Below are 19,118 nucleotides of genomic sequence, written 5' to 3'. Positions count from 1 at the left end.
TCGCAGTTGGGTTGCTAGTTTTTATCGGCATGAGTCCGGGGACTGGTATTTTTCTTTTCCTCGGATTTTTGATTGCGTTTAGCATCCCTGCTAGCTTTCGCAGTGCCAAGATTTTGAAGATACTGCGGCGAGAACTGCCACAATCAACTGACGATTCTGATAGCGTACTGATGGCGATTTTCCAGACGCTCAAAAAGTCTAGTTACGGTTCCCTACCGTTTGCTCAGAAGTACAGAATGGTCAAAGATATTGCCCAACGCTGTCGGGAATCCCATTCTAGTTGGGGAACCCGGCTGTTGTTGTTAGGCGTGTATTTGATGTGCTTATTTGGCGGATTGGTGATTGCGTTTGTCACGCTGCTACCGCAAAGTTCTTGAACCGCGAAGACGGAAAATGCGATCGCATTTTCCATCTCTTTTTCAATATCCCGCTCTAAAATCTGCCTAAGGTTTTGAGAAGGGCTGATTTCTACTGAGTTTTCGCTTGGGATTTAATCGCGTATTCTCGAAAACGATCCAAATCAGCTTGAATCGTGGATTCGACAACGCGCCCCAGGAAGAGATTATCCATTAACCTGCCCAACCAGCCTGGAATGGCGTAAGCCACCGTTAGCTTAACAATGCTACTGCCGTGCCGGTCATAAAAGCGAATCGCACCCCGATTGGGTAATCCGCCAACAGATTCCCATTGGATAATCTGATTGGGCACCTTTTTCACGATACGGGCAAGCCAAGTAAATTCTAAGCCACCCGTGGCAAGTTTCCAGCGCGACAAGGTTGGGTCATTATCCAGAACTGTAACCGAGTCAATCCACTTCATCCATCGAGGCATTTGCTCCAGATCGGACCAAAGGTTCCACACCTCATCAATGGAAACCGGCACCTCTACCTGCACGCTATGCTCTAGCCACTCAGCCATTTACTTCTTTTCTTCCTTCGCTATAGCCGCGTTTTTGCGATTTATTCCTCTAAACCGCCGACAGCTGGCTCTTACCCTTTATTTCCTGCACATTTTCTAAAATCGCTTTTGCTGCCTGACGCCCAGACAGGGTTGCCCCTTCCATACTATCGATGTAATCTTGCTGCGTATAGCTACCCGCAAGGAAGAAATTTGCAATCGGCGTCTTCTGAGGAGGACGATAGGGGTCCATGCCAGGGGCTTCGCGGTAGAGAGACTGAGCCAGCTTCACCACGCTGTACCAAGTCATGTTCAAGTCGCGGGAGGAAGGGAATAGCTCGTGTACTTGCTTAAGGACGTGTTGAGCGATCGCTTCGTTACTTTCCTTGATAAACGGATCTCCCGGCGTTAGCACCAACTGCAACAGCGAACCTTGTCCTTCGCGGTAATAATCAGAGGGACTCGTTAAAGCTAAGTCAGCAAAGCAGGAAAAGTCGGCATCCGCTGTATAAAGCAAATTATCAATTCCGGCAGCATGATGCACTTGGTGTCTTTCTTCGGCATCGTGCAACTCAGTCACCCAGCCATCAAACCGCAGCTGCACTGTCGCGACGGGCACTGTATCCAGCTTATAAATATTGTCAAATTCCGACCATTGACGCCATGCTTGCGGCAAAACGCGCTGAATTCCGGGCACGTCGCAGGCGCAGGCATAAGCATCGGCGGTGATGGTTTCTTCCGTTTCGCCTTTAGCAATCAATAAGCCAGTCACTCGCGTCTCATTGCCTTCGCCTGTATATTGAATTTCTCTTACCCGGCGACGAGTATGAATTTTTGCGCCTCGTGCTTCTATGTATTCAATAATCGGCTTGTGCAGATATTCGTAGGGAGAACCTTCCAGCATTCGCAGCACCGACGCCTCGGTTCTAGCAGCAAACATCTGAAAGATGGTCAGCATACAACGAGCAGAAATATTTTCGCAATCAATAAATCCGAGTGCATAAGCAATTGGGTTCCACATCCGCTTGATGCTGCCATTACTGCCACCGTGACTGCGAAACCAATCGGCAAAGCTAACTTTATCGAGAGCGCGAATTGTTTTCATCGAACCCTCGAAGTCTACCAAGCCGCGCACGATGGTACTGCTGCCCAGGGCGATCGCATTCTGTACTTTATCCTGCAACGACAGCTGCGATGTTGTGAAAAATGCTTTTAATCCGTTGAAAGGCGCACCCGTGATGAAGCGGAAATCCAAGGCACCTGTGACGCCGCCTTGATTGATAAAGGTGTGGATATGTTCTTTCAGGCGCAAATTGTCACCTGCCCCCACCTTCTTCATCAATTCAAATAGCTGGTAGTAGTTCCCAAAAAAGACGTGCAATCCCATCTCAACGTGATTGCCGTCGGCATCCACCCAACTGCCGACCTTACCCCCCACAAACGGACGAGACTCAAAGATTTCGACTTCGCAACCGGCATCGACTAAATCGACTGCCGCTGCCATTCCAGCCAATCCTGCCCCGACGATTGCAACCCGCATGCCATCTGTCCTTCTCAATTTCTTTACAAAGTTTAACAGGTGACAGCAGAAGATTACCGATTTTCATCGCCTGGATTAAGGAATTGGGTATTGGCGATCGCTCACGGCGAATTCCCCATCTCCTCTAGCCCTTTGCCGCTTTACTCGAACTCAAACTGGGGCATCAGCTGGAGCATCCCCAATCCTAAATCTTTACTAGAGAGCGATCGCGCTTCAAATAAAGCCATCATGTCGCCTAGCTGAGGATTTCCCCTAGATGCGCCTTTTAGCCCCCTAGCCACAATCAAGCCGCAGTAGCCTTTGGTTTTCTTACAACGCTGATCCCATTTGCGACGAGCTTCGCTATGAATCGGATCGTCTTCTTGAAATTCTCCAAACAGGTACATATTGCCATTTTCAGTTTGGAGAATTCCCAAGTCATAGCGATCGCCTTCAAAAGGATCTTCTCCCGGATTAAAGCAAATTCCCTTTAACCCTCCCGCGCTTTGGATTTGCTCAATCAATTCCTTTGCCTTGGGACGGGAAGTTTGAATCAAAACCACTGGCATTCCCTCTCCTGCCGCGATCGCTTCCTTCGCTTGATAGCAATCAACGGTTTTACGCAGCAACTCTACTTTGTCCCAAGTCATCATCCCCAAGCTGAGGAAAGAATCTTTGGGCACTAAGTCATCCCGCAGGGGCAGCATCATCTCTTCGAGATCGCTGTCTTCCTCCTCTGCCAACCCTGCCACCTCTGCCATGTCAAACAGTTCCGTCGCCACATCGGGAACCGTTGCCACCTTAACGGGAATCGATTTTTGCAGATCCGCCTCTAGCGGCGCGGCGATGCGGTAGCGTTTGCTCAAGGTAGGGAATTTCTCTGCTGCCAGCTGGCGATTGGATGCTCGGAAAAAGCGATGGAGGGCTTCGAGTGCCACGTAAACTGCGATCGCTTCTTCCTCATATAAAAAGGGTCGCATCCCCTCTAACGGATGCACATTTCCGAAATTGGGTTGAATTTCTGAAAGCGGCAAGTCAGCTAAATCAATGCCTTCGTCCTCTTCATCTTCGTCTAAGGAATCTTCAGCCTGCTCGAAGGTGACAAACAAGCAATCTTGCCCTAGAAATGCTTCTTCTAGCTCCTCAAAAGACTCTTTTGCCAAAACCGACGAGCGAAACCGTTTCAGAGAGTCCAGAGAGCGATACAACAAAATGCCGTACTCCATGCCGAGCATTCCCATCACCGAGGCGTACAGCGTCTCCACATCCCACTGATTTAGCTCAATTGAGATAATCTGGTGGTCGGCAAGCAGTTCCCAAGGTGCATCGTCCCAAATCTCATAAGCTTTTTGCACCAGTAACTCGGCATATTCAGGCGGTAGTTTGGGGGGGCGAGTGCTGGTGATTTCTTGGAACCCGCGAAATAGTTCGTCAATCAGGGGCAGTTCTGGTACATAATCAACAGCAATGTCTAGATCCTGAAGAACACCCCGCAGGTAGAACTGAAGTTCTCTGTGTCGGACTACAATTTTCTGAGGACGGGATGGCTTGGCAGGGCTGTGGGGATGTTCCATTGCTCGCAGCAGGGCGCGAACAACGGCTTCCGGCCCAGTCTCGGAAGTTACGACATCCATCGCTCGAACCATTCCTTCGACGCCATCCACCCAAACAATGCATTCGCTGTCTGTCTGAGTATCCGACTCTAAGCTTTGCGCCATCCCAGCAGATAATCGACGGCGATCGCCTTCCCAGACGCTAGGAATTTGTTGTAAAGTTTGCAGCCGACGAGACGTGGAGCGAGTGAGAACAGACATAGACTATGCCAACTGGGGGAACAACACACCGTGCGCTTTGCAGATCCTCATTTTAAATACTAATCGCCCCTCTGCCGTCCTCCTATAAACTAATGCTTGGCAGTGATGAAAGCACCACAATACAATCCTTGCGCGATCGCTCTATCTAACCCCAACGCCTAATCGTTAACATAAATAATAAAAAGCTTTTCGCTTCGCCGGTCTGCGGTTAAGTTAAGAATCTTCGATAAAATTGACCTAGTGGACTGGCTTCCTCAAGTCGTCTAGATAAAACACCAAATTAGGAGTCGAGAGCGCCATGACACAAGCTACTCAATCGCAAAAACGCGGCATCCAGTTAAGCGAATCTGCCCTCAAACACGTTCTCTCTCTGCGGGAGAAACAAGGCAAGGATCTATGCCTGCGAGTTGGCGTCCGCCAAGGTGGCTGCTCTGGAATGTCGTACATGATGGATTTTGAAGAGCCTAGTCAAATTCGGGAAAACGATGAAGTCTACGACTACGATGGCTTCAAAATTGTCTGCGATCCCAAGAGTATGCTATACCTCTATGGTCTGATGCTGGACTATAGCGATGCCATGATTGGCGGTGGCTTCCAATTTACAAACCCCAATGCTGCTCAAAGCTGTGGCTGCGGTAAGTCATTTGGAGTCTAAGTCATTTGCATTTGGTGTCTAAGTTCAAGCTTGGCGTACAGTTTGTAAAAACTTCTGATTGGAAAGCAGGTATCCCGCCTGCTTTCCAGATAAGGGTGGATTCAACCTCCCATTGCCCCGTAAAATAACGCATCCGGCGAAGAGAGCGTCGCTATCTAGCCCGCCATCCGCTACGCGATCGCTAACATCTTTCATCTTTCAGAAATGACCGAGCCAATTAACGACCTTTTTGACAATGGCCTAGAACGCTATAAAGCGGGAGAAGGCCCGGATACTTTGCTTCCTGTTTTCAAGGATATTTGCGATCGCGCCCCCAAACTTACTGCTGCCTGGATTTGTCTATCCTGGCTGTATCTATTAGACGATCAAGCCACTCTGGCCTACAAAGCCGCTCAAAAAGCTGTTAAGTTAAATCCCCAAGATCCCCAGGCTCACATTAACCTAGTTCTGGCAATGCTTGAAGAAGGGAAAACTGGCGTCCGGCAACACATTGAAGAGGCTCAGCGATCTCTGGCGATTAATCCAGAATTACGCCCCGATATCCAAGAAAGTATTGAGGATGGATTAGCGAGAAAACCCGACTGGAAGGGTTTAAATCGGGTAAAAAACTGGTTGTTTACCTAATTTGAAATTGTCCTCAGAATCCCTAACTTTGAAAGTAAAATATTGAAGAAGTTAGGGCTTTTCAGGATATAATTATTTAATTATATATGAATAATATATTTTAAATAATGAAATATTAGCAGTTATAAAAAAAGCAAAACCAGTCCATTATAAAAGTATACCAGTTGTGGACGAAGAGGAAGATAAAATAGGTACAATGTTTTGTAAATCGCATTAATAAAACATAGTTATGTGCGCCGTTTGGAAACAAAAACAAAGCGCCCTCGCTATACTAATTTGGGATATCTAATCTCACGATCGCCCTGAGATTAGCACCGCATCAATCAATTCTTTTGTTTTAGTTCTTTTTTTTGAGATTTCCTCCATGTTGCCTTCAAGGACACCCTTAATTGGTCTCTCGGCAGATAAATTTCGCCATCCCTTAGATTTAGAAGCGACTAACGCCTTAAAACAACTGCCGGGAATGGATATCCTGGTCAGAAATCTGCTTGGTCCCCTCGCAGAACAGTTTTTTTATTTGGAAAATATAGCGGCGGGCGTCCTCGTAGGCGAACAACAGCTACCTCATCTGCATAAACTGCTGTTAGAAGCTTGCCAGATATTGGATTTGGAACCCCCGCAACTGTATGTCCGTTCCTCACCCACGCCAAACGCCTACACCTTTGCCATGCGAGGAAAGCAGCCATTTATTGTGTTGCACACCTCTTTAATCGATTTGCTGACACCCGAAGAGATTCAGGCAGTCATCGCCCACGAACTGGGACACCTAAAATGCGAGCATGGAGTGTACCTAACACCCGTCAATATTATGGTGTTAGCAGCAGGATTAATTCCGACTTGGGGTGCAGCGATCGCTGAAACTTTGAGGGGACAGATGCTACAGTGGCTGCGATGTGCAGAATTTACTTGCGATCGCGCTGCACTTCTCGCCACTCAAGACTCTAAAGTCGTCAGTTCCGTCTTAATGAAACTGGCTGGAGGTTCACCCATTCTTGCGCCGCAGCTGAATCTGGAAGCCTTTTTAGCTCAAGCGAGAGCTTACGACGATATCAGTAAAAATCAGCTGGGTGAAATGCTCAAACAAGCGCAGACAGCCCAACTCAGCCACCCAGTACCCGTCCTGCGGGCGCGGGAAATTGACCGTTGGGCTAGCAGTCAAGAATATCAAGCCTTGCTACAACAGCATTCGATAGGCTATAATAGTGAAGCTAAACCCAAGGGCGGGTGGCGAAATTGGTAGACGCATCAGACTCAAAATCTGACGATCGTGAGATCGTGAGAGTTCGATTCTCTCCCTGCCCACTCTTTACACAAGAGAACGACCATGACTCAACGACTCAAGCGGTGGGAATCTCCCCGCCGAGAGGGACGAAACGACAAAGGGAAAGGTGGCTCCGCTAGGGCGAGACAGATTAGAAAGCAACAGAAGATGTTGCGGAAGAAGCTAAAAGACCAGGGTGAATCTGAAAATAGTAAAGATTCGAGGAGAGGGAAGATTAACTTCCCTCTCTTTTTTTATGCATAATTCCAGTTAAGTTAGACCTTGAGAAATTGGAATCTCAATCCAAAACTCCGCTCCTTGTCCTGGTTTGGAGACACATTTTAAAGTGCCACCGTGCTTTTCCACCACAATTTGATAACTGATGGATAATCCCAGACCTGTACCTTTCCCTACAGGTTTAGTCGTAAAGAAGGGATCAAATAGGCGAGCTTTTACTGGCTCGGTCATCCCTGGGCCGTTATCAGCAATCCGAATCAAAACATAAGGGTCAGGAAGGGATTTCCCACGTCCCACTTCAGTCCGAATGGTAATGATTCTCGGTTCGGGCTGCGTTTCTAGGGCATCAATCCCATTGTTGAGCAGGTTCATAAACACTTGATTGAGCTGTCCCGCGTAGCATTCCACCAGCGGTAGATTGCCATACTCTTTAACAATTTCAATGCTGGGATAGTTGGGGGCGGCTCTCAGTCGGTTTTGCAAGATCAGGAGGGTGCTATCAATCCCTTCATGAATATCCACTGCCTTCATGGCGGCTTCATCCAAGCGCGAGAAATTCCGCAGCGACAGGACAATCTGACGGATGCGGTCTGTCCCCATCTTCATCGAACCTAGGATTTTCGGGAGGTCTTCTACCACAAAATCAAGGTCAATCGCCTCGATTTCATCTTGAATTTCCGGAACTGGATTGGGATAGTGCTGCTTGTAAAGCTGGAGGAGATTCAGTAAATCTTGGCTGTATTGATTTGCGTGGGTGAGGTTGCCGTGGATGAAGTTGACAGGATTGTTGATTTCGTGAGCAACACCAGCAACCATCTGACCGAGGCTGGACATTTTTTCACTTTGAATCAGATGACTTTGAGTTTGTTGCAACTGGTGCAAAGTTTGCTGTAGCTGGTGAGCTTTTTCTTGAGCTTGCTGTGCAGAGTCTTGAGCTTGCGTGTAGAGTTCGGCTTGGAAAAGCGCGATCGCGAGTTGGTCAGTTACCGCTTGCAGCAGTTCCACCTCCGAGCCACTCCAAGACCGAGAACCACGATGATGGATGCAACTGACCACACCAATCTCACCAGAAGGAGCTTGAATTGGCAGCGATAGGATAGCATTGTAGCCCGAAGCACTATAGAGTTCCTGTTCGGCTGGATCGCTGGCGTTTGCAAGATCGTCAACTTGGAGGATTTCCAAGTTGGTGAACTTCTGAGTTAGCGAACTTGCTGGGGCTGGGTATTGACCCAGCAAGCTAGGCAGGGTAGGTATCTTCGCTTCTTTTACCACTTCCCAGACTGGTTGTTCTGCTGATGGTCGATACCAAAGAAACAGGCATCGGTCAATCTGCAACAAATTGCGGATCTCCTGCACAGCCGTTCCTAATATGGTACTGACATCAAGGGAGTTCCTGATATCGCTGGACAAACGGTTGAGCAGTGCCTCGCGTTGAGCGAGTTGTCTAAATCGTGCTTCCGAGTGTCGCAACGCCTCCTCTGCCTGTAGGCGCTTAACACCTAATGCAATCTCGTCCGCTGCAAATTCTAGCGCCCCCAGCGTAGCTTCGGTAAGCGGTTTCCGGGCAAACATGGCGATAACCCCTAATATCTGGTTTTCGATAATCAGGGGATAACCAGCGAAGGAGATCAAGCCCTCTCTTTTTGCCCAATCTTTATCAGCAACACGAGGATCGTCAATCACAGAGTTGGTCAGGTGGGGCTGGCACTCTTGGGCAATTAGGCCGATCTTGAATTGACCAACGGGTACGCGGCTATGAGAGCCATTAAGGTGGGTATACATCCCCGCACTCGCTTGCAACTCCAATACATTCTCCTCTCTGTTAAGCGTCCATAGCCTTGCAAACGCGGCATCGAGATGTTGGACTACAGCCTCGGTGCAGCGTTGCAGTATCACCTGCAAGCGATCGCCCTGAGTCAGCGCAGTGTCTACATCCGCACGAAACGCGGCTAAGCAAGCTTTCTCTGCTAGCGCTTCTTCAGCGGCTTTGCGTTCGGTTACGTCCACACCAATGCCCCAAGTGGTCCAGCCGGGAATGGGGAATCCCTCGGAGATATTCGACCATGCTACTGTTTTGACACTTCCATCTTTAGCCGTGATTTCCCATTCCCAGTTACGGTAGTTATTGCCAAGTTCAGCCCATATGGTCAGCATTGATGTGCGATAGGCGGGATCTGGATACACCCACTCCAGTGCTTTGGGATTGCCAACAATTTCCGCAGCACTGTAGCCTGCAACCCTTTCGCACTCGCGGTTCCAGACAGTGATGTTTCCGTCTGCATCGAAGGCAGTCATCATAACTGGCATATTCTGAAGAATCTGGCGCAATTGTTCTTCCCGCTGCCGCAACGCCTCCTCTGCCTGTTTGCGATCGCTGATATTTTGCGTCAACGTCATCCCCGCAAAGATTTCTCCCTGCTGGTTGGTGACGGGCAGAATTTGCAACAGATAGGTGCGATCGCCATAGGGGATTTCAGAAACCGTCATGGCACCAGCTAATGCTGCTTGATACATCGGTTCCACAGTTTCGCAGGTGTCTGGAGGAAAAACCTCCCATAGGGTTTTTCCTTCCATAAGTTCTTTGGAAAGCCCGATGGCGGCTAATTCGCTTCCATCTGCCAGCAGGTAGCGCAAGTCCTTATCAAATAAAGCCACCGAACCGTCGGGGAAATTTCGGGCAAGGGCGCGGTATAGTTCTTCGCTTTGTCGTAGGGCTTCTTCTTGTTGCTTGCGCTGGGTGATGTCTAGTCCTGTTCCAAATAGCTTGATGACCCGACCCTCAGAGTTGATAATCGGTTGCCCTTTGGAGAACATATATCCAATCGAACCATCAGGGCGCAAAGTGCGATTGTCGAATTCGTAGGGCTTGCCTTCAGTAATTGCTAGCTCAACTGCTTTTACAAAAACTTCCCGGTCATCCGGATAAATTTTTTGCACCAACTCTTCGTAAGTCGGTACGGGTTGGTTCGGCTCCATACCCCACACGCGGAATAGTTCCTCCGACCAAGCGATTTCTCCAGTCGCCAGATCGAATTCCCAACTGCCGATATGGGCAATTTTTTGAGCTTCTGCAAGTCTAGTTTCGCTTTGGCGGATGGCTTCCTCTGCCCGCTTAGTAGGAGTGATATCGCGGGCGATCGTAGAGAAAAATTCAACCTCCCCATTTTCTAATTTATGGCTCATCCATACCTGGGAGATAGGAACCTCTCTGCCATCCCGGTGCTGCAACGCTGATTCGCCACTCCAAATACCTTCTCTGACAACAGCCTGCCACCCTTCGTTCAGAATCCCGTCGATGACTGAAGCTGCCATAAAATCGGGGATATACATCGTTGTAATATCCTCATTCTCGCCAATTCCTATCATTTGGCGACCGGCCTTGTTGACGTATAAGGCGCGTCCTTCTGCATTGGCGATGCCTACGAAGTCAGGTGTTGCTTCTAAGATTGCGGTCAGTCTTGCCTGAGCTTTTTCTGCCTGTTTGCGCTCGGTAATGTCAGAAGTTAAACCATCTATACGAATAGCTTTCCCGGTTTCATCGTAAATCACCCGGCTCTTGTCACGAACCCAACGAACTTCGCCATCGGGTCGGAGAATTCGGTACTCTATGTCACCGCTGCCCTCGACTATAACCTGGCGGTTGTATTCAAAGGCGCGATCGCGATCTTCGGGGTGAATGCTATCAAACCACACTTGGGGGTTGTCAAAGAAATCTTGTCTTGGGCGTTGATAAACACTCTCGGTAGCTGGGTTGAGGTAAAGCACTTCAAAGGTGCTGGCTGAAACAGACCACACCACGTCTTTCAGCGAATTTAGAATGCTGTTGAGCCGCGACTCGCTTTCGCTCAGAGCTGCCTCGGCTTGCTTGCGATCTGTGATATCGGTGGACAGACCATCCATGCGGGTAGCAGTACCGTGCTCGTCATAAATCATCCAGGCTCGACTGTAAACCCATCGCACTTCGCCATCGGGTCGGATAATTCGGTACTCCAGTTCACCATTGCCCTCTTGCATAACCCTGTGGTTATAGGCAAGGGCGAGTTCGCGATCTTCTGGATGAATAACCTCCAGCCAGAGGTTGGAGTTGTTGAAGAACTCCGAGTAAGACCGCCCATAAAACTTCTCAGCCACTGGGTTCATAAACAGCGTTTTATAGGTGGTGGCTGAAATAGACCACACCAAATCTTTAAGGCAATTTAGAATACTGTTGAGTCGTAACTCACTCTGTTGTAAAGCCGCTTCTACTTCCTTGCGCTCGGTGATGTCGTGCATCGCCACGACTGCACCTAGTTTTTTTCCTTGAGCATCAACGATCGCTTGTCCGCTAGCTAGTAAGGTGCGGATTTTTCCTTGCTTCGGGGCGATGATCATTTCTACTTCCCGAACCGTCTCTCCCCGAAACGCTCTAAACAACGGAATATCTTCCGTTTTCATCAGTGTTTTCCCATCAGGCAGATATAAATCGAAATGTTCAGCCCATTGCTCGGCAGGAAGAGCTTGTTCCGGCAACCCATGAAACTCTTGTGTCGCTCGATTAAATAGCGTTAAAACTCCATTGGCGTCACAAGCGACAATGCCGTCTGCCAAGTTATTGAGCAATGCATTTAAGAATTCTCTTTCTTTGTATAAAGCTTTCTCTGCCCGCTGGCGCTCAGTTATTTCGTCTTCTAGCTGCTGGAGGGTATGCCTTAATTGGGCGGTGCGTTCCTCGACTCGGATTTCGAGGGCTTCATTCGCCTGTTTGAGTGCTGACTCTGCTAACTTGCGATCGCTGATATCAACGAAGGTGACAACAGCCCCTTTGATTTTCTCACCCTCAAAAATCGGATAAGCCGAATATTCGGCAGCAAAAGCAGCTCCATCCCGCCGCCATAGAACTTCGTTGTCAATCCGGCAACTGTTCCTGTTGCGAACAGCACAAAAAATCGGAGACTCAACACTGGGATAGAAGGAGCCATCGGGGCGACTGTGATGGATTAACTCGTGCATATCCTTGCCCATCACTTCATCCGGCTGGTATCCCAGCATCTGAGCCGCCGCTTTGTTGATGAAGGTACAACGTCCCTGTAAATCTATCCCGTAGATGCCTTCCCCGGTCGATTGCAGCAGCAATTGGATGTGATTAGCTAATTGCGATCGCTCTTGTTCGGTTCGGTGACGTTCGGTGATGTCTTTCATAAAACAGTGATGACCGATAAATCGCTGCTCTTGGTCGTAATCGCAGATCATCACCACTTGCTTATAAAAAATAGAGCCATCTTTACGGATGCCTCTCGTTTCAGCTTCTACCTTGCCATCCACCAACATTTTGTGGTAAGCAGCCATCAGCTTGTCGATCTCTTCCGGATGAACCGTTCGCTGCCATTCCATGCCAATCATTTCTTCAGGTTCGTAACCCGCTGCATTGGCGTAGGCTTTATTAACGGTAACGTAGCGCCCTTGAGTGTCTAGCCGGGAAATTCCTTCGACGGCATTCTCCAAGACAGCTCTTAAATTGAGGAGTTTTTCTTCAGCCGCTTTGCGATCGCTAATGTCACGAGCCACTGCATACAGCAAACCTTCTTCAGTGGAGACCGCAGAAGTCCATAATAGCCATTTATAGGAGCCGTCTTTGCATCGGTAGCGGTTCTCAAAAGAGATTGTTTCCGCGCCTGTAGCAAGCTTCTGCGCTTCGGTGATGGTTGCTTCCCAATCTTCCGGGTGAACCAACTCCATAAACGATTGGCTTAAGAGTTCTTCCTTCGTAAAACCCAGAGTTTTTTCCCAAGCAGGGTTCAGGTGCTTGAAGTAGCCATCAAGTCCGGCGATACAAAGCAGATCCAGCGAGAGATTGAAGAAACCCGCCTCTGCCCACTCGTATCCTTTTAGGCTCTTTCCTTTGTCGCGATTGTGAGTCAACACTTTGGTTTACTTCCTTCGTCTCAGATGGAACTGAACTTAGTTTTCCCATAAACCGAACTAAAAGTTGCCGCGATCGCACACTTAATGAATGTTTAGGGAACAGAGCCGACTTGCCAAATTTTAATGGTTCTGTCAAACCCCCCACTCGCCAGAGTTCGCCCGTCAGGACTAAAGGCAACCGATTTCACCCAATCGGAATGTCCGACCAGCAAAGCAATCAGTTCGCCCGTTCTCAAGTTCCACAAGCGGACGCCATCCTGACTCGCGGTAGCCATAACTTGTCCAGAAGGAGCGATCGCGATCGCCCGAATCCAACCTGTATGCCCTGAAAGGGTGTAAAGCAATCGTCCGCTATTAAAATCCCAGACTTTGATGGTGCGATCGTAGCTGCCACTGATCAGCGTACTTCCATCCGGCGTGAACGCTAAAGTACTGATTGCACCGCTATGTCCCGACAATGAGTCAAGAAATCTTCCATTCTGGAGATCCCAGACCTTAATCGCAGTATCTTTGCCGCCGCTTGCTAGAATCTCCCCATTTGGATTTGGGGCAACTGCATAAGTTTGGTTATCGAAACGCACCAGGTTGTAAATCGGGCGCTGCGTTCTCAAATTCCAGACTCGAATCCCATCCAAAGCACCCGTCACCAGCATTTCACTATCCGAGGTAATCGCCGCTGACAGAATATTACTCGTATGATCCAGAAAAGTCCGGGTATATTTTCCAGTCTTCCAATTCCATAAATTCAGCGAGGAGTCATTGCTGCAACTCGCCAGAATTTCTGAATTAGGACTCATCGCAAGGGTCATCACTGCCTGACTATGCGCCCTGAGGCTACCCACTTCTTTCCAACTTCTCACCCACCAAAATTTTATTCTGCCGTCATTGTCGCTCCCCCCGCTGATGAGAAATTTTCCATCAGGGGTGAAGGTCAAGGAATCAATTGTCGCGTTGTGACCCTTGAGGGTGCGGAGGAGTTGAACGTTTCTCCAAGCTTCAGGAGGCAGGTTTTGGGCTGGGGCAGACGGAACAGCTTCAGCTTCCTGGATTATTGTTTTGGCGGCGGCTGGGAGAGGCTGACTGGCAAGGGCGAAACAATAAAAGCTAAAAGGTAAAAATGCAAAACTCAGAATTTTTTCTTTGTATAAATGCCTTTTGACTTTTGCCTTCCGAGCCGGAGGTTTCATGGTGCTGATTGAATATTGGGGCAGATAGTATGATCGATGTGGTGAGCGGGCGGTCGGTCTTGCCAACCAGAGATTAACCCTTCTAGTTCGCTCTTGAGAATTTCTAACGATTCAATTTGTTCTGCGATCGCCTCTACTTTCGCGTGCAGAAGCTGCTTCAAGGCACCGCAGGGTAACTGCCCCCGATCGTGAACTGTTAAAATTTCTTGAATTTCGCTGAGAGTGAGTCCGAGTGCTTGCGATCGCTTAATGAATGCTAGTCGATTGACAATCTCACGATTAAAAAGACGATAGCCGGAAGGTGTCCGCTTCACCGTCGGTGCTAACAGACCAATATCTTCGTAATAGCGAATGGTTTTGACAGGCAGACCACTCCGAGCGGCAACTTCACCGATTTTAAGCCATTCAATTGAAACAGAAGTGCCAATCATGGTTTTCGGAAGCTCCCACCCAAAGGGTTACGGTTTTGGATGGTGTTTGGAGTTACTTAGCATGGGCAGGACAGGACGAGAGGTTGGGGGGGGAAGAAAGTGTTTTGCCGTTTGGGGGATTGGTTCGACTTCTTTACCCTGGGTTTGCCACCAACGCAGAGCGATCGCTGCCCCTACCGTCAAGACTCCAAAACTAAACAAACCCCAGCTTTCATCTACGCCGCCAATCACTGCTTCTACAGCACCGACGATTACCACAAAGCTGGAAATTGGCTCTTTACGATAGGCTGACTTTAAAAATCTAGGCCACAAAGCATTCATCACGACTTGCTCTATTCCGTTATTCTTTAATCTAATTTCAGGTTATCTCATTCAGGAGTCAGGAGTCAGGCGGCAGAAGTCAGAATCATTTTTGGATTTTAAACTTCATCCTTCATCCCACCCTTCAGCAAGGGCAGAACCCTACATCCTGTATCCTGAGACAAATTCTTGTACTTGTTGTGCTAGACCGAGGAAAGCCTGTGTGGGTTGCCGATTCCGAAGGACTAGACAAAAGAAGAGCGCTTTTTTATTGCAAGCCCAGCCAGGATAGCACCCCTTGACCCGTGACATATTCAATGAGCACCATTAGCAAAAAGCCGATCATTGCGGCTCGACCATTCAATCGCTCTGCGTAATCATTGAAGCCCAACTTGGGTTCTTCCAGCTTAGGAGTGGTAGTCGGTTGAAGTTGTGTCATGGCTTTGGCAATCCTTGCCCCTTAAAAGGTTTACAATTCGTTATAGATTGTCTTCTATTGTAGAGGTGCTAAGCCTTGAGTCAAGAGCAAAGCAAACACAGTTGCTAATCAACCTCTTTGATCACCATGACTTCGGTCGCCTTGATCAGGGCACTCACTTCATCGCCAACTGAAATTTGCAGATTTTCTGCCGAACGACGAGTAATCACCGCATCAATTAAGTTATCTCCCACCTGAATTGTCACCTCGGCGAGGATATCACCCAGTTGAATCGCAGTCACTTTACCCCTGAGTTGATTCCGTCCGCTAATTTGCATCGTCATATTGGTGTTTCCAAATCCTTTGGATAAGGTAGCCGTCTTGATTGTTGCAGCATTTTTGTGAAGTAATCCGAAAATTTTTGGGACTCCTAAATAAATAAGTAATGATGGGGATCAGGGGCGAGAGAGAGTTTCAGGAATAAAGAGACTTCAGGAGTAAAGGGAGAGGGGAGCGATCGATACCTCATTCCCGATCGGCTGCCCCTCCCGATCGATGCGCGAATTACCCAAACCGAAAACTCTTTTACTTGAGAAGTTGTCAGTCCAATTTCTCACTCGCTCCTTCAGGGAGGTAACTCCCAATGCAACAAGTCACCAGGTGTGGCACCTATAGTCAATTCAATAGATAGCCGAGCAATTTGAGGTATATAAATGGAAATTGGCGTTCCCAAGGAAACCAAAGATCGTGAATTTCGGGTAGGGTTAAGTCCTAGTAGCGTCCGGGTACTCAGTGAAAACGGTCACGCGATTTTTGTAGAATCCGCGGCTGGTAATGGTGCTGGCTTCTCTGATGAAGATTATATTCTTGCCGGGGCAAAAATTGTCCTAGAAGCGAAGGACGCTTGGAACCGAGAACTGGTGGTTAAGGTGAAAGAACCGCTCAAGCCTGAGTACCAGTTTCTCCAGAAAGGGCAGATGCTGTTTACTTATTTACACTTGGCAGCCGATCGGGGGTTGACCGAGCATCTAATTGATTGTGGCGTCAGCGCGATCGCTTACGAAACGGTAGAACTCCCCGATAGAAAATTGCCCCTGCTCACCCCCATGAGCATTATCGCCGGTCGCCTCTCCGTACAGTTCGGGGCACAGTTTTTAGAGCGCCATCAAGGAGGTCGGGGGATTCTTCTGGGCGGGATTCCCGGTGTCAGACCGGGTAACGTGGTGATTTTAGGCGGCGGTGTCGTTGGCACCGAAGCAGCTCGAATGGCGGTAGGCATGGGTGCCCGCGTCCAGATTTTGGATGTGAATGTCGAGCGGTTGGCGTATCTGGAAACCCTCTTTGGCTCCAGAGTTGAGCTGCTCTACAGTAACTCCCTGCAAGTAGAAGCGGTCGTTTCGGAAGCCGATTTACTTGTTGGGGCGGTTTTAGTTCCAGGACGTCGCGCCCCTATCTTAGTCCCTCGGAAGTTGGTACAAAAAATGCATCCCGGTTCGGTAATTGTCGATGTGGCAGTCGATCAAGGCGGTTGTGTCGAGACGGTGCGACCAACGACCCACACCAATCCTATCTACATCGAGGAAGGCGTCGTCCACTACGGCGTCCCGAATATGCCGGGAGCCGTTCCCTGGACAGCCACTCAGGGACTGAACAACAGCACTTTACCCTACGTCCTGAAGCTGGCGAACCAGGGGATGAAAGCTCTAGAACTCGACCCGGCTTTAGCAAGGGGTATCAATGTACAGAATCACCGGCTGGTTCATCCTGCCGTCCGCGAAGTGTTTCCCGATTTAGCTGATTAACTGTAACATTACGGGTAAGGAAATAGGCGAGAGGTTGGTAGTGGGGCGATCGCGATCTGTGGCGTTCATGGTCCAGCGATCGCCCCCAGCGTCCTCACGGCGTAGGCTGAGATTCACTCACCAAAATTGATTGCTCACTGGCAGGTTCGCCCTTGCTTGGGGGTTCGACTGGCTCACCAAAGGCGATCCGCAGAAACGGTGGAGCCAGAAATGTGGTCAGAATCACCATGATAATAATGGATACCTCTAACGGCTTATCCAGAACCCCACTCGCAGAACCGATTCCGGCAAACACTAGCCCGACTTCACCCCGTGGAATCATGCCAACTCCGATCGCGAGTCGATTAATTCCGGGCTGACCAAACACCGCCCAACCCGTCACTACCTTGCCGAGAATGGCAACTACCATCAAAAATGCGGCAATCAAAATTCCGGCACGATTCTCAGGCACCGTCGGATTCAACACGCCTAGATCGGCTCGCGCTCCCACCGTCACAAAGAAGATGGGTACCAGTAGATCGGCGATCGGTTTTACTAGTTCATCTAACTCATTACGGGCATCAGTTTCATCCAGAACCAAGCCAGCGGCAAAAGCACCCAAAATCGCTTCTAGATGAATCGCGCTGCCCAGAAATGCCATGAAAAAGGCAAAGATAAATGCTGGCATAACCACATTGCCACGGGTTTTGAATTTCTCCACAATCGCATTGAAGGTTTGGTTGAAGATGCCACCCAACAAAATGGAACCGAGCAGAAACGCTGTTGCACTCACAATCAGGTAAATGACATTAGCAACATCAATCTCACCCGTTTTGGCTAAACTGGCGACAACAGCCAAGACAATGATTCCCAGGACATCATCAATCACCGCCGCACCAACAATGATTTGACCTTCTTTGGATTTAAGCTGTCCTAACTCAGACAACACTTTGGACGTAATTCCGATGCTGGTTGCCGTCAAAGCAGCGCCTGCAAAAATTGCTGGAATTGCAGGTGTGTGAAAGAACATCATCAAGCCAGCGGTACCAGCGGCAAACGGAACTGCCACCCCCACGCAGGCGACTATCGCAGCTTGAGAACCCACTTCTTTGAGTTGTTTGAGATCCGATTCCAGACCAATTTCAAATAGCAGAATAATCACGCCCAATTCAGCCAGCACTGAAATGACTTCACTCTGGGACTCATATACGCTCGTGAGGGCTGCGGGAGACAGATGATTAATCCATTGCAGCACGGTCATCACCGCTGAATCTGAGGCTGACAGTCCACTTTCGGGAAAGACGATCAGGTGTAAAGCAGATACCCCGACAATCACCCCTGCCACCAGTTCACCCAGAACGGGTGGAAAATCAAATTGTTTAGCGAGTTCCGCGCCGAGTTTACTGGCGATATAAATCACGACTAAACTCAGCAGAACTCCAGCCAGAACAATCGGTGAATTTTCTGCCTCTACCGTTGCTAACAAGGGCATGGGAGCAATCAGAGATGCCATCCCAGAACTTAAAGCTGTCATTGTATGGTTCAAAAACATGGGTTAGGTTTTGGTGGTAAAAATGAATCAAACCTTATTTGAATGAGAGGCAATTGATTGCCAGCTAGTTTTCTGACGCATTAGATCGCCTCGATTCATCAAACCTCCAAACAGGTGAATTAGGCAACTATCTCTTTGCGGTAAACCAGATTAACCGCTTGACGCAGGGCTTCAGTGCGATCGCTTAAGATATGCTCTGGAGTCACCAGATCGAACAGTCCTAACTTTTGCAAGCGATTCTGAATTTTCTCACTGGCACCGACGATATAGACCTGTAACCCCTTATCGTGGGCGTCGCGAATCGCATTTTCGATTGCTAGCGACGCCGTTACCCCCAGCATGGGCACATCGCTGAGATCCATCACCAACGCATCGGCTTCCTTCATGGCATTGTGTTCGCGTGCGATCGCCTTCGACAAGCCAATAAATAGACCTCTTGCATGAATCAAGAAAATGAGCCAAAAGTAGGTAAGCGTTACTGAATCTGCTCATGCTCTACCAACAGTTGAAAGTCCTCAATCCGAGCGCCTTCAGACGGGCG

General features: G+C 48.9%; 17 protein-coding genes, 1 tRNA gene and 2 pseudogenes. 7 read left to right on the top strand and 13 right to left on the bottom strand.

Annotation, left to right across the window (positions count from 1 at the left end; translation table 11 throughout):
- Positions 1 to 377 (top strand): annotated as a pseudogene (locus tag H6F50_RS04145) (hypothetical protein); the annotation flags it as partial.
- Between the two features lie 91 nt (positions 378 to 468).
- Here the strand turns inward: H6F50_RS04145 and H6F50_RS04140 are convergent.
- The 3 genes from H6F50_RS04140 to H6F50_RS04130 all read right to left on the bottom strand — a co-directional run bounded on the left by H6F50_RS04140 (position 469) and on the right by H6F50_RS04130 (position 4,230).
- Entirely contained in the window at positions 469 to 918 is a 450-nt protein-coding gene (locus H6F50_RS04140) for an SRPBCC family protein (RefSeq protein ID WP_190426640.1), read from the bottom strand.
- A 49-nt stretch (positions 919 to 967) separates the two neighbouring features.
- Positions 968 to 2,437: a 9,9'-di-cis-zeta-carotene desaturase gene (gene zds / locus H6F50_RS04135; protein WP_190426637.1), complete on the bottom strand. Its 1,470-nt coding sequence runs from the start codon at positions 2,435 to 2,437 to the stop codon at positions 968 to 970.
- 140 nt (positions 2,438 to 2,577) lie between these two features.
- Positions 2,578 to 4,230 carry a hypothetical protein gene (locus H6F50_RS04130; RefSeq protein ID WP_190426634.1) on the bottom strand — a complete coding sequence of 551 codons (1,653 nt, stop codon included), beginning with the start codon at positions 4,228 to 4,230 and terminating at the stop codon, positions 2,578 to 2,580.
- A gap of 298 nt (positions 4,231 to 4,528) precedes the next feature.
- Here H6F50_RS04130 and H6F50_RS04125 point away from each other — a divergent pair, with 298 nt between their 5' ends.
- On the top strand, positions 4,529 to 4,885 hold the full coding sequence (locus tag H6F50_RS04125; protein ID WP_190426631.1) for an iron-sulfur cluster assembly accessory protein: 357 nt from the start codon (positions 4,529 to 4,531) through the stop codon (positions 4,883 to 4,885).
- A 24-nt stretch (positions 4,886 to 4,909) separates the two neighbouring features.
- Here H6F50_RS04125 and H6F50_RS04120 read toward each other — a convergent pair whose 3' ends face one another.
- Positions 4,910 to 5,080: a hypothetical protein gene (locus H6F50_RS04120; RefSeq protein ID WP_190426628.1), complete on the bottom strand. Its 171-nt coding sequence runs from the start codon at positions 5,078 to 5,080 to the stop codon at positions 4,910 to 4,912.
- Positions 5,081 to 5,089: 9 nt separating this feature from the next.
- On the opposite strand from H6F50_RS04120, the gene H6F50_RS04115 reads away from it, so the two are divergent.
- The 4 genes from H6F50_RS04115 (at position 5,090) to H6F50_RS04100 (ending at position 7,034) form a co-directional block, all read left to right on the top strand.
- Positions 5,090 to 5,509, top strand: coding sequence for a hypothetical protein (locus H6F50_RS04115; protein ID WP_190410958.1), 420 nt, complete (start codon positions 5,090 to 5,092; stop codon positions 5,507 to 5,509).
- 364 nt (positions 5,510 to 5,873) lie between these two features.
- Positions 5,874 to 6,749: a M48 family metallopeptidase gene (locus tag H6F50_RS04110; protein WP_190426626.1), complete on the top strand. Its 876-nt coding sequence runs from the start codon at positions 5,874 to 5,876 to the stop codon at positions 6,747 to 6,749.
- Positions 6,728 to 6,811 (top strand) — tRNA-Leu (locus H6F50_RS04105). The genes H6F50_RS04110 and H6F50_RS04105 overlap by 22 nt, the downstream gene beginning before the upstream one ends.
- 22 nt (positions 6,812 to 6,833) lie before the next feature.
- Positions 6,834 to 7,034 (top strand): hypothetical protein, encoded by a 201-nt coding sequence (locus H6F50_RS04100; protein ID WP_190426623.1) that lies wholly within the window; start codon positions 6,834 to 6,836, stop codon positions 7,032 to 7,034.
- Positions 7,035 to 7,040: 6 nt separating this feature from the next.
- On the opposite strand, the gene H6F50_RS04095 is transcribed toward H6F50_RS04100, so the two are convergent.
- The 6 genes from H6F50_RS04095 to H6F50_RS04070 form a co-directional block, all read right to left on the bottom strand.
- The gene (locus H6F50_RS04095; RefSeq protein WP_190426619.1) at positions 7,041 to 12,908 is read right to left on the bottom strand and encodes a PAS domain S-box protein; all 5,868 of its coding nucleotides are present in this window, start codon (positions 12,906 to 12,908) and stop codon (positions 7,041 to 7,043) included.
- A 92-nt stretch (positions 12,909 to 13,000) separates the two neighbouring features.
- Positions 13,001 to 14,095, bottom strand: a complete 1,095-nt coding sequence (locus H6F50_RS04090) for a WD40 repeat domain-containing protein (RefSeq protein ID WP_190410954.1) — start codon at positions 14,093 to 14,095, stop codon at positions 13,001 to 13,003.
- Positions 14,092 to 14,526 (bottom strand): heavy metal-responsive transcriptional regulator, encoded by a 435-nt coding sequence (locus H6F50_RS04085; protein ID WP_190410953.1) that lies wholly within the window; start codon positions 14,524 to 14,526, stop codon positions 14,092 to 14,094. Before H6F50_RS04085 ends, H6F50_RS04090 begins: the two co-directional genes overlap by 4 nt.
- Positions 14,527 to 14,553: 27 nt before the next feature.
- Positions 14,554 to 14,847 carry a hypothetical protein gene (locus H6F50_RS04080; protein ID WP_190426616.1) on the bottom strand — a complete coding sequence of 98 codons (294 nt, stop codon included), beginning with the start codon at positions 14,845 to 14,847 and terminating at the stop codon, positions 14,554 to 14,556.
- A 247-nt stretch (positions 14,848 to 15,094) separates the two neighbouring features.
- Positions 15,095 to 15,265 (bottom strand): hypothetical protein, encoded by a 171-nt coding sequence (locus H6F50_RS04075; RefSeq protein WP_190410951.1) that lies wholly within the window; start codon positions 15,263 to 15,265, stop codon positions 15,095 to 15,097.
- Positions 15,266 to 15,369: 104 nt separating this feature from the next.
- Complete coding sequence (locus H6F50_RS04070; protein WP_190410950.1) at positions 15,370 to 15,588, bottom strand: TOBE domain-containing protein; 219 nt, start codon at positions 15,586 to 15,588, stop codon at positions 15,370 to 15,372.
- Positions 15,589 to 15,957: 369 nt separating this feature from the next.
- Between H6F50_RS04070 and ald the strand changes: the two genes are divergently transcribed.
- A complete protein-coding gene (gene ald / locus H6F50_RS04065; protein WP_190426613.1) occupies positions 15,958 to 17,046 on the top strand; it encodes an alanine dehydrogenase in 1,089 nt (362 codons plus the stop codon).
- Here the strand turns inward: ald and H6F50_RS27490 are convergent.
- From H6F50_RS27490 to H6F50_RS04055, 3 genes and pseudogenes are all read right to left on the bottom strand, one after another.
- Positions 17,035 to 17,163: a hypothetical protein gene (locus tag H6F50_RS27490; protein WP_277879314.1), complete on the bottom strand. Its 129-nt coding sequence runs from the start codon at positions 17,161 to 17,163 to the stop codon at positions 17,035 to 17,037. The two genes, ald and H6F50_RS27490, sit on opposite strands and share 12 nt — an antisense overlap.
- Positions 17,141 to 18,577, bottom strand: a complete 1,437-nt coding sequence (locus tag H6F50_RS04060) for a cation:proton antiporter (RefSeq protein ID WP_190426611.1) — start codon at positions 18,575 to 18,577, stop codon at positions 17,141 to 17,143. The genes H6F50_RS27490 and H6F50_RS04060 overlap by 23 nt, the downstream gene beginning before the upstream one ends.
- A 119-nt stretch (positions 18,578 to 18,696) precedes the next feature.
- Positions 18,697 to 18,999 (bottom strand): annotated as a pseudogene (locus H6F50_RS04055) (sodium-independent anion transporter); the annotation flags it as partial.
- Positions 19,000 to 19,118 lie beyond the last annotated feature (119 nt).

This window comes from Coleofasciculus sp. FACHB-712 (genome assembly GCF_014695635.1).
In the GTDB taxonomy this organism is placed as follows: Bacteria; Cyanobacteriota; Cyanobacteriia; order Cyanobacteriales; family FACHB-T130; genus FACHB-T130.
This window is presented reverse-complemented; position numbering and strand designations above follow the sequence as displayed.

Bases quoted from the DNA above. Each gene is read 5' to 3' on its own strand.
- H6F50_RS04100 (WP_190426623.1), top strand. From the start codon at position 6,834: ATGACTCAACGACTCAAGCGGTGGGAATCTCCCCGCCGAGAGGGACGA.
- H6F50_RS04140 (WP_190426640.1), bottom strand. From the start codon at position 918: ATGGCTGAGTGGCTAGAGCATAGCGTGCAGGTAGAGGTGCCGGTTTCC.
- H6F50_RS04080 (WP_190426616.1), bottom strand. From the start codon at position 14,847: ATGAATGCTTTGTGGCCTAGATTTTTAAAGTCAGCCTATCGTAAAGAG.
- H6F50_RS04110 (WP_190426626.1), top strand. From the start codon at position 5,874: ATGTTGCCTTCAAGGACACCCTTAATTGGTCTCTCGGCAGATAAATTT.
- H6F50_RS04085 (WP_190410953.1), bottom strand. From the start codon at position 14,526: ATGATTGGCACTTCTGTTTCAATTGAATGGCTTAAAATCGGTGAAGTT.
- H6F50_RS04115 (WP_190410958.1), top strand. From the start codon at position 5,090: ATGACCGAGCCAATTAACGACCTTTTTGACAATGGCCTAGAACGCTAT.
- ald (WP_190426613.1), top strand. From the start codon at position 15,958: ATGGAAATTGGCGTTCCCAAGGAAACCAAAGATCGTGAATTTCGGGTA.
- H6F50_RS04090 (WP_190410954.1), bottom strand. From the start codon at position 14,095: ATGAAACCTCCGGCTCGGAAGGCAAAAGTCAAAAGGCATTTATACAAA.
- H6F50_RS04070 (WP_190410950.1), bottom strand. From the start codon at position 15,588: ATGACGATGCAAATTAGCGGACGGAATCAACTCAGGGGTAAAGTGACT.
- H6F50_RS04120 (WP_190426628.1), bottom strand. From the start codon at position 5,080: ATGAAAGATGTTAGCGATCGCGTAGCGGATGGCGGGCTAGATAGCGAC.
- zds (WP_190426637.1), bottom strand. From the start codon at position 2,437: ATGCGGGTTGCAATCGTCGGGGCAGGATTGGCTGGAATGGCAGCGGCA.
- H6F50_RS04130 (WP_190426634.1), bottom strand. From the start codon at position 4,230: ATGTCTGTTCTCACTCGCTCCACGTCTCGTCGGCTGCAAACTTTACAA.
- H6F50_RS04060 (WP_190426611.1), bottom strand. From the start codon at position 18,577: ATGTTTTTGAACCATACAATGACAGCTTTAAGTTCTGGGATGGCATCT.
- H6F50_RS04075 (WP_190410951.1), bottom strand. From the start codon at position 15,265: ATGACACAACTTCAACCGACTACCACTCCTAAGCTGGAAGAACCCAAG.
- H6F50_RS04125 (WP_190426631.1), top strand. From the start codon at position 4,529: ATGACACAAGCTACTCAATCGCAAAAACGCGGCATCCAGTTAAGCGAA.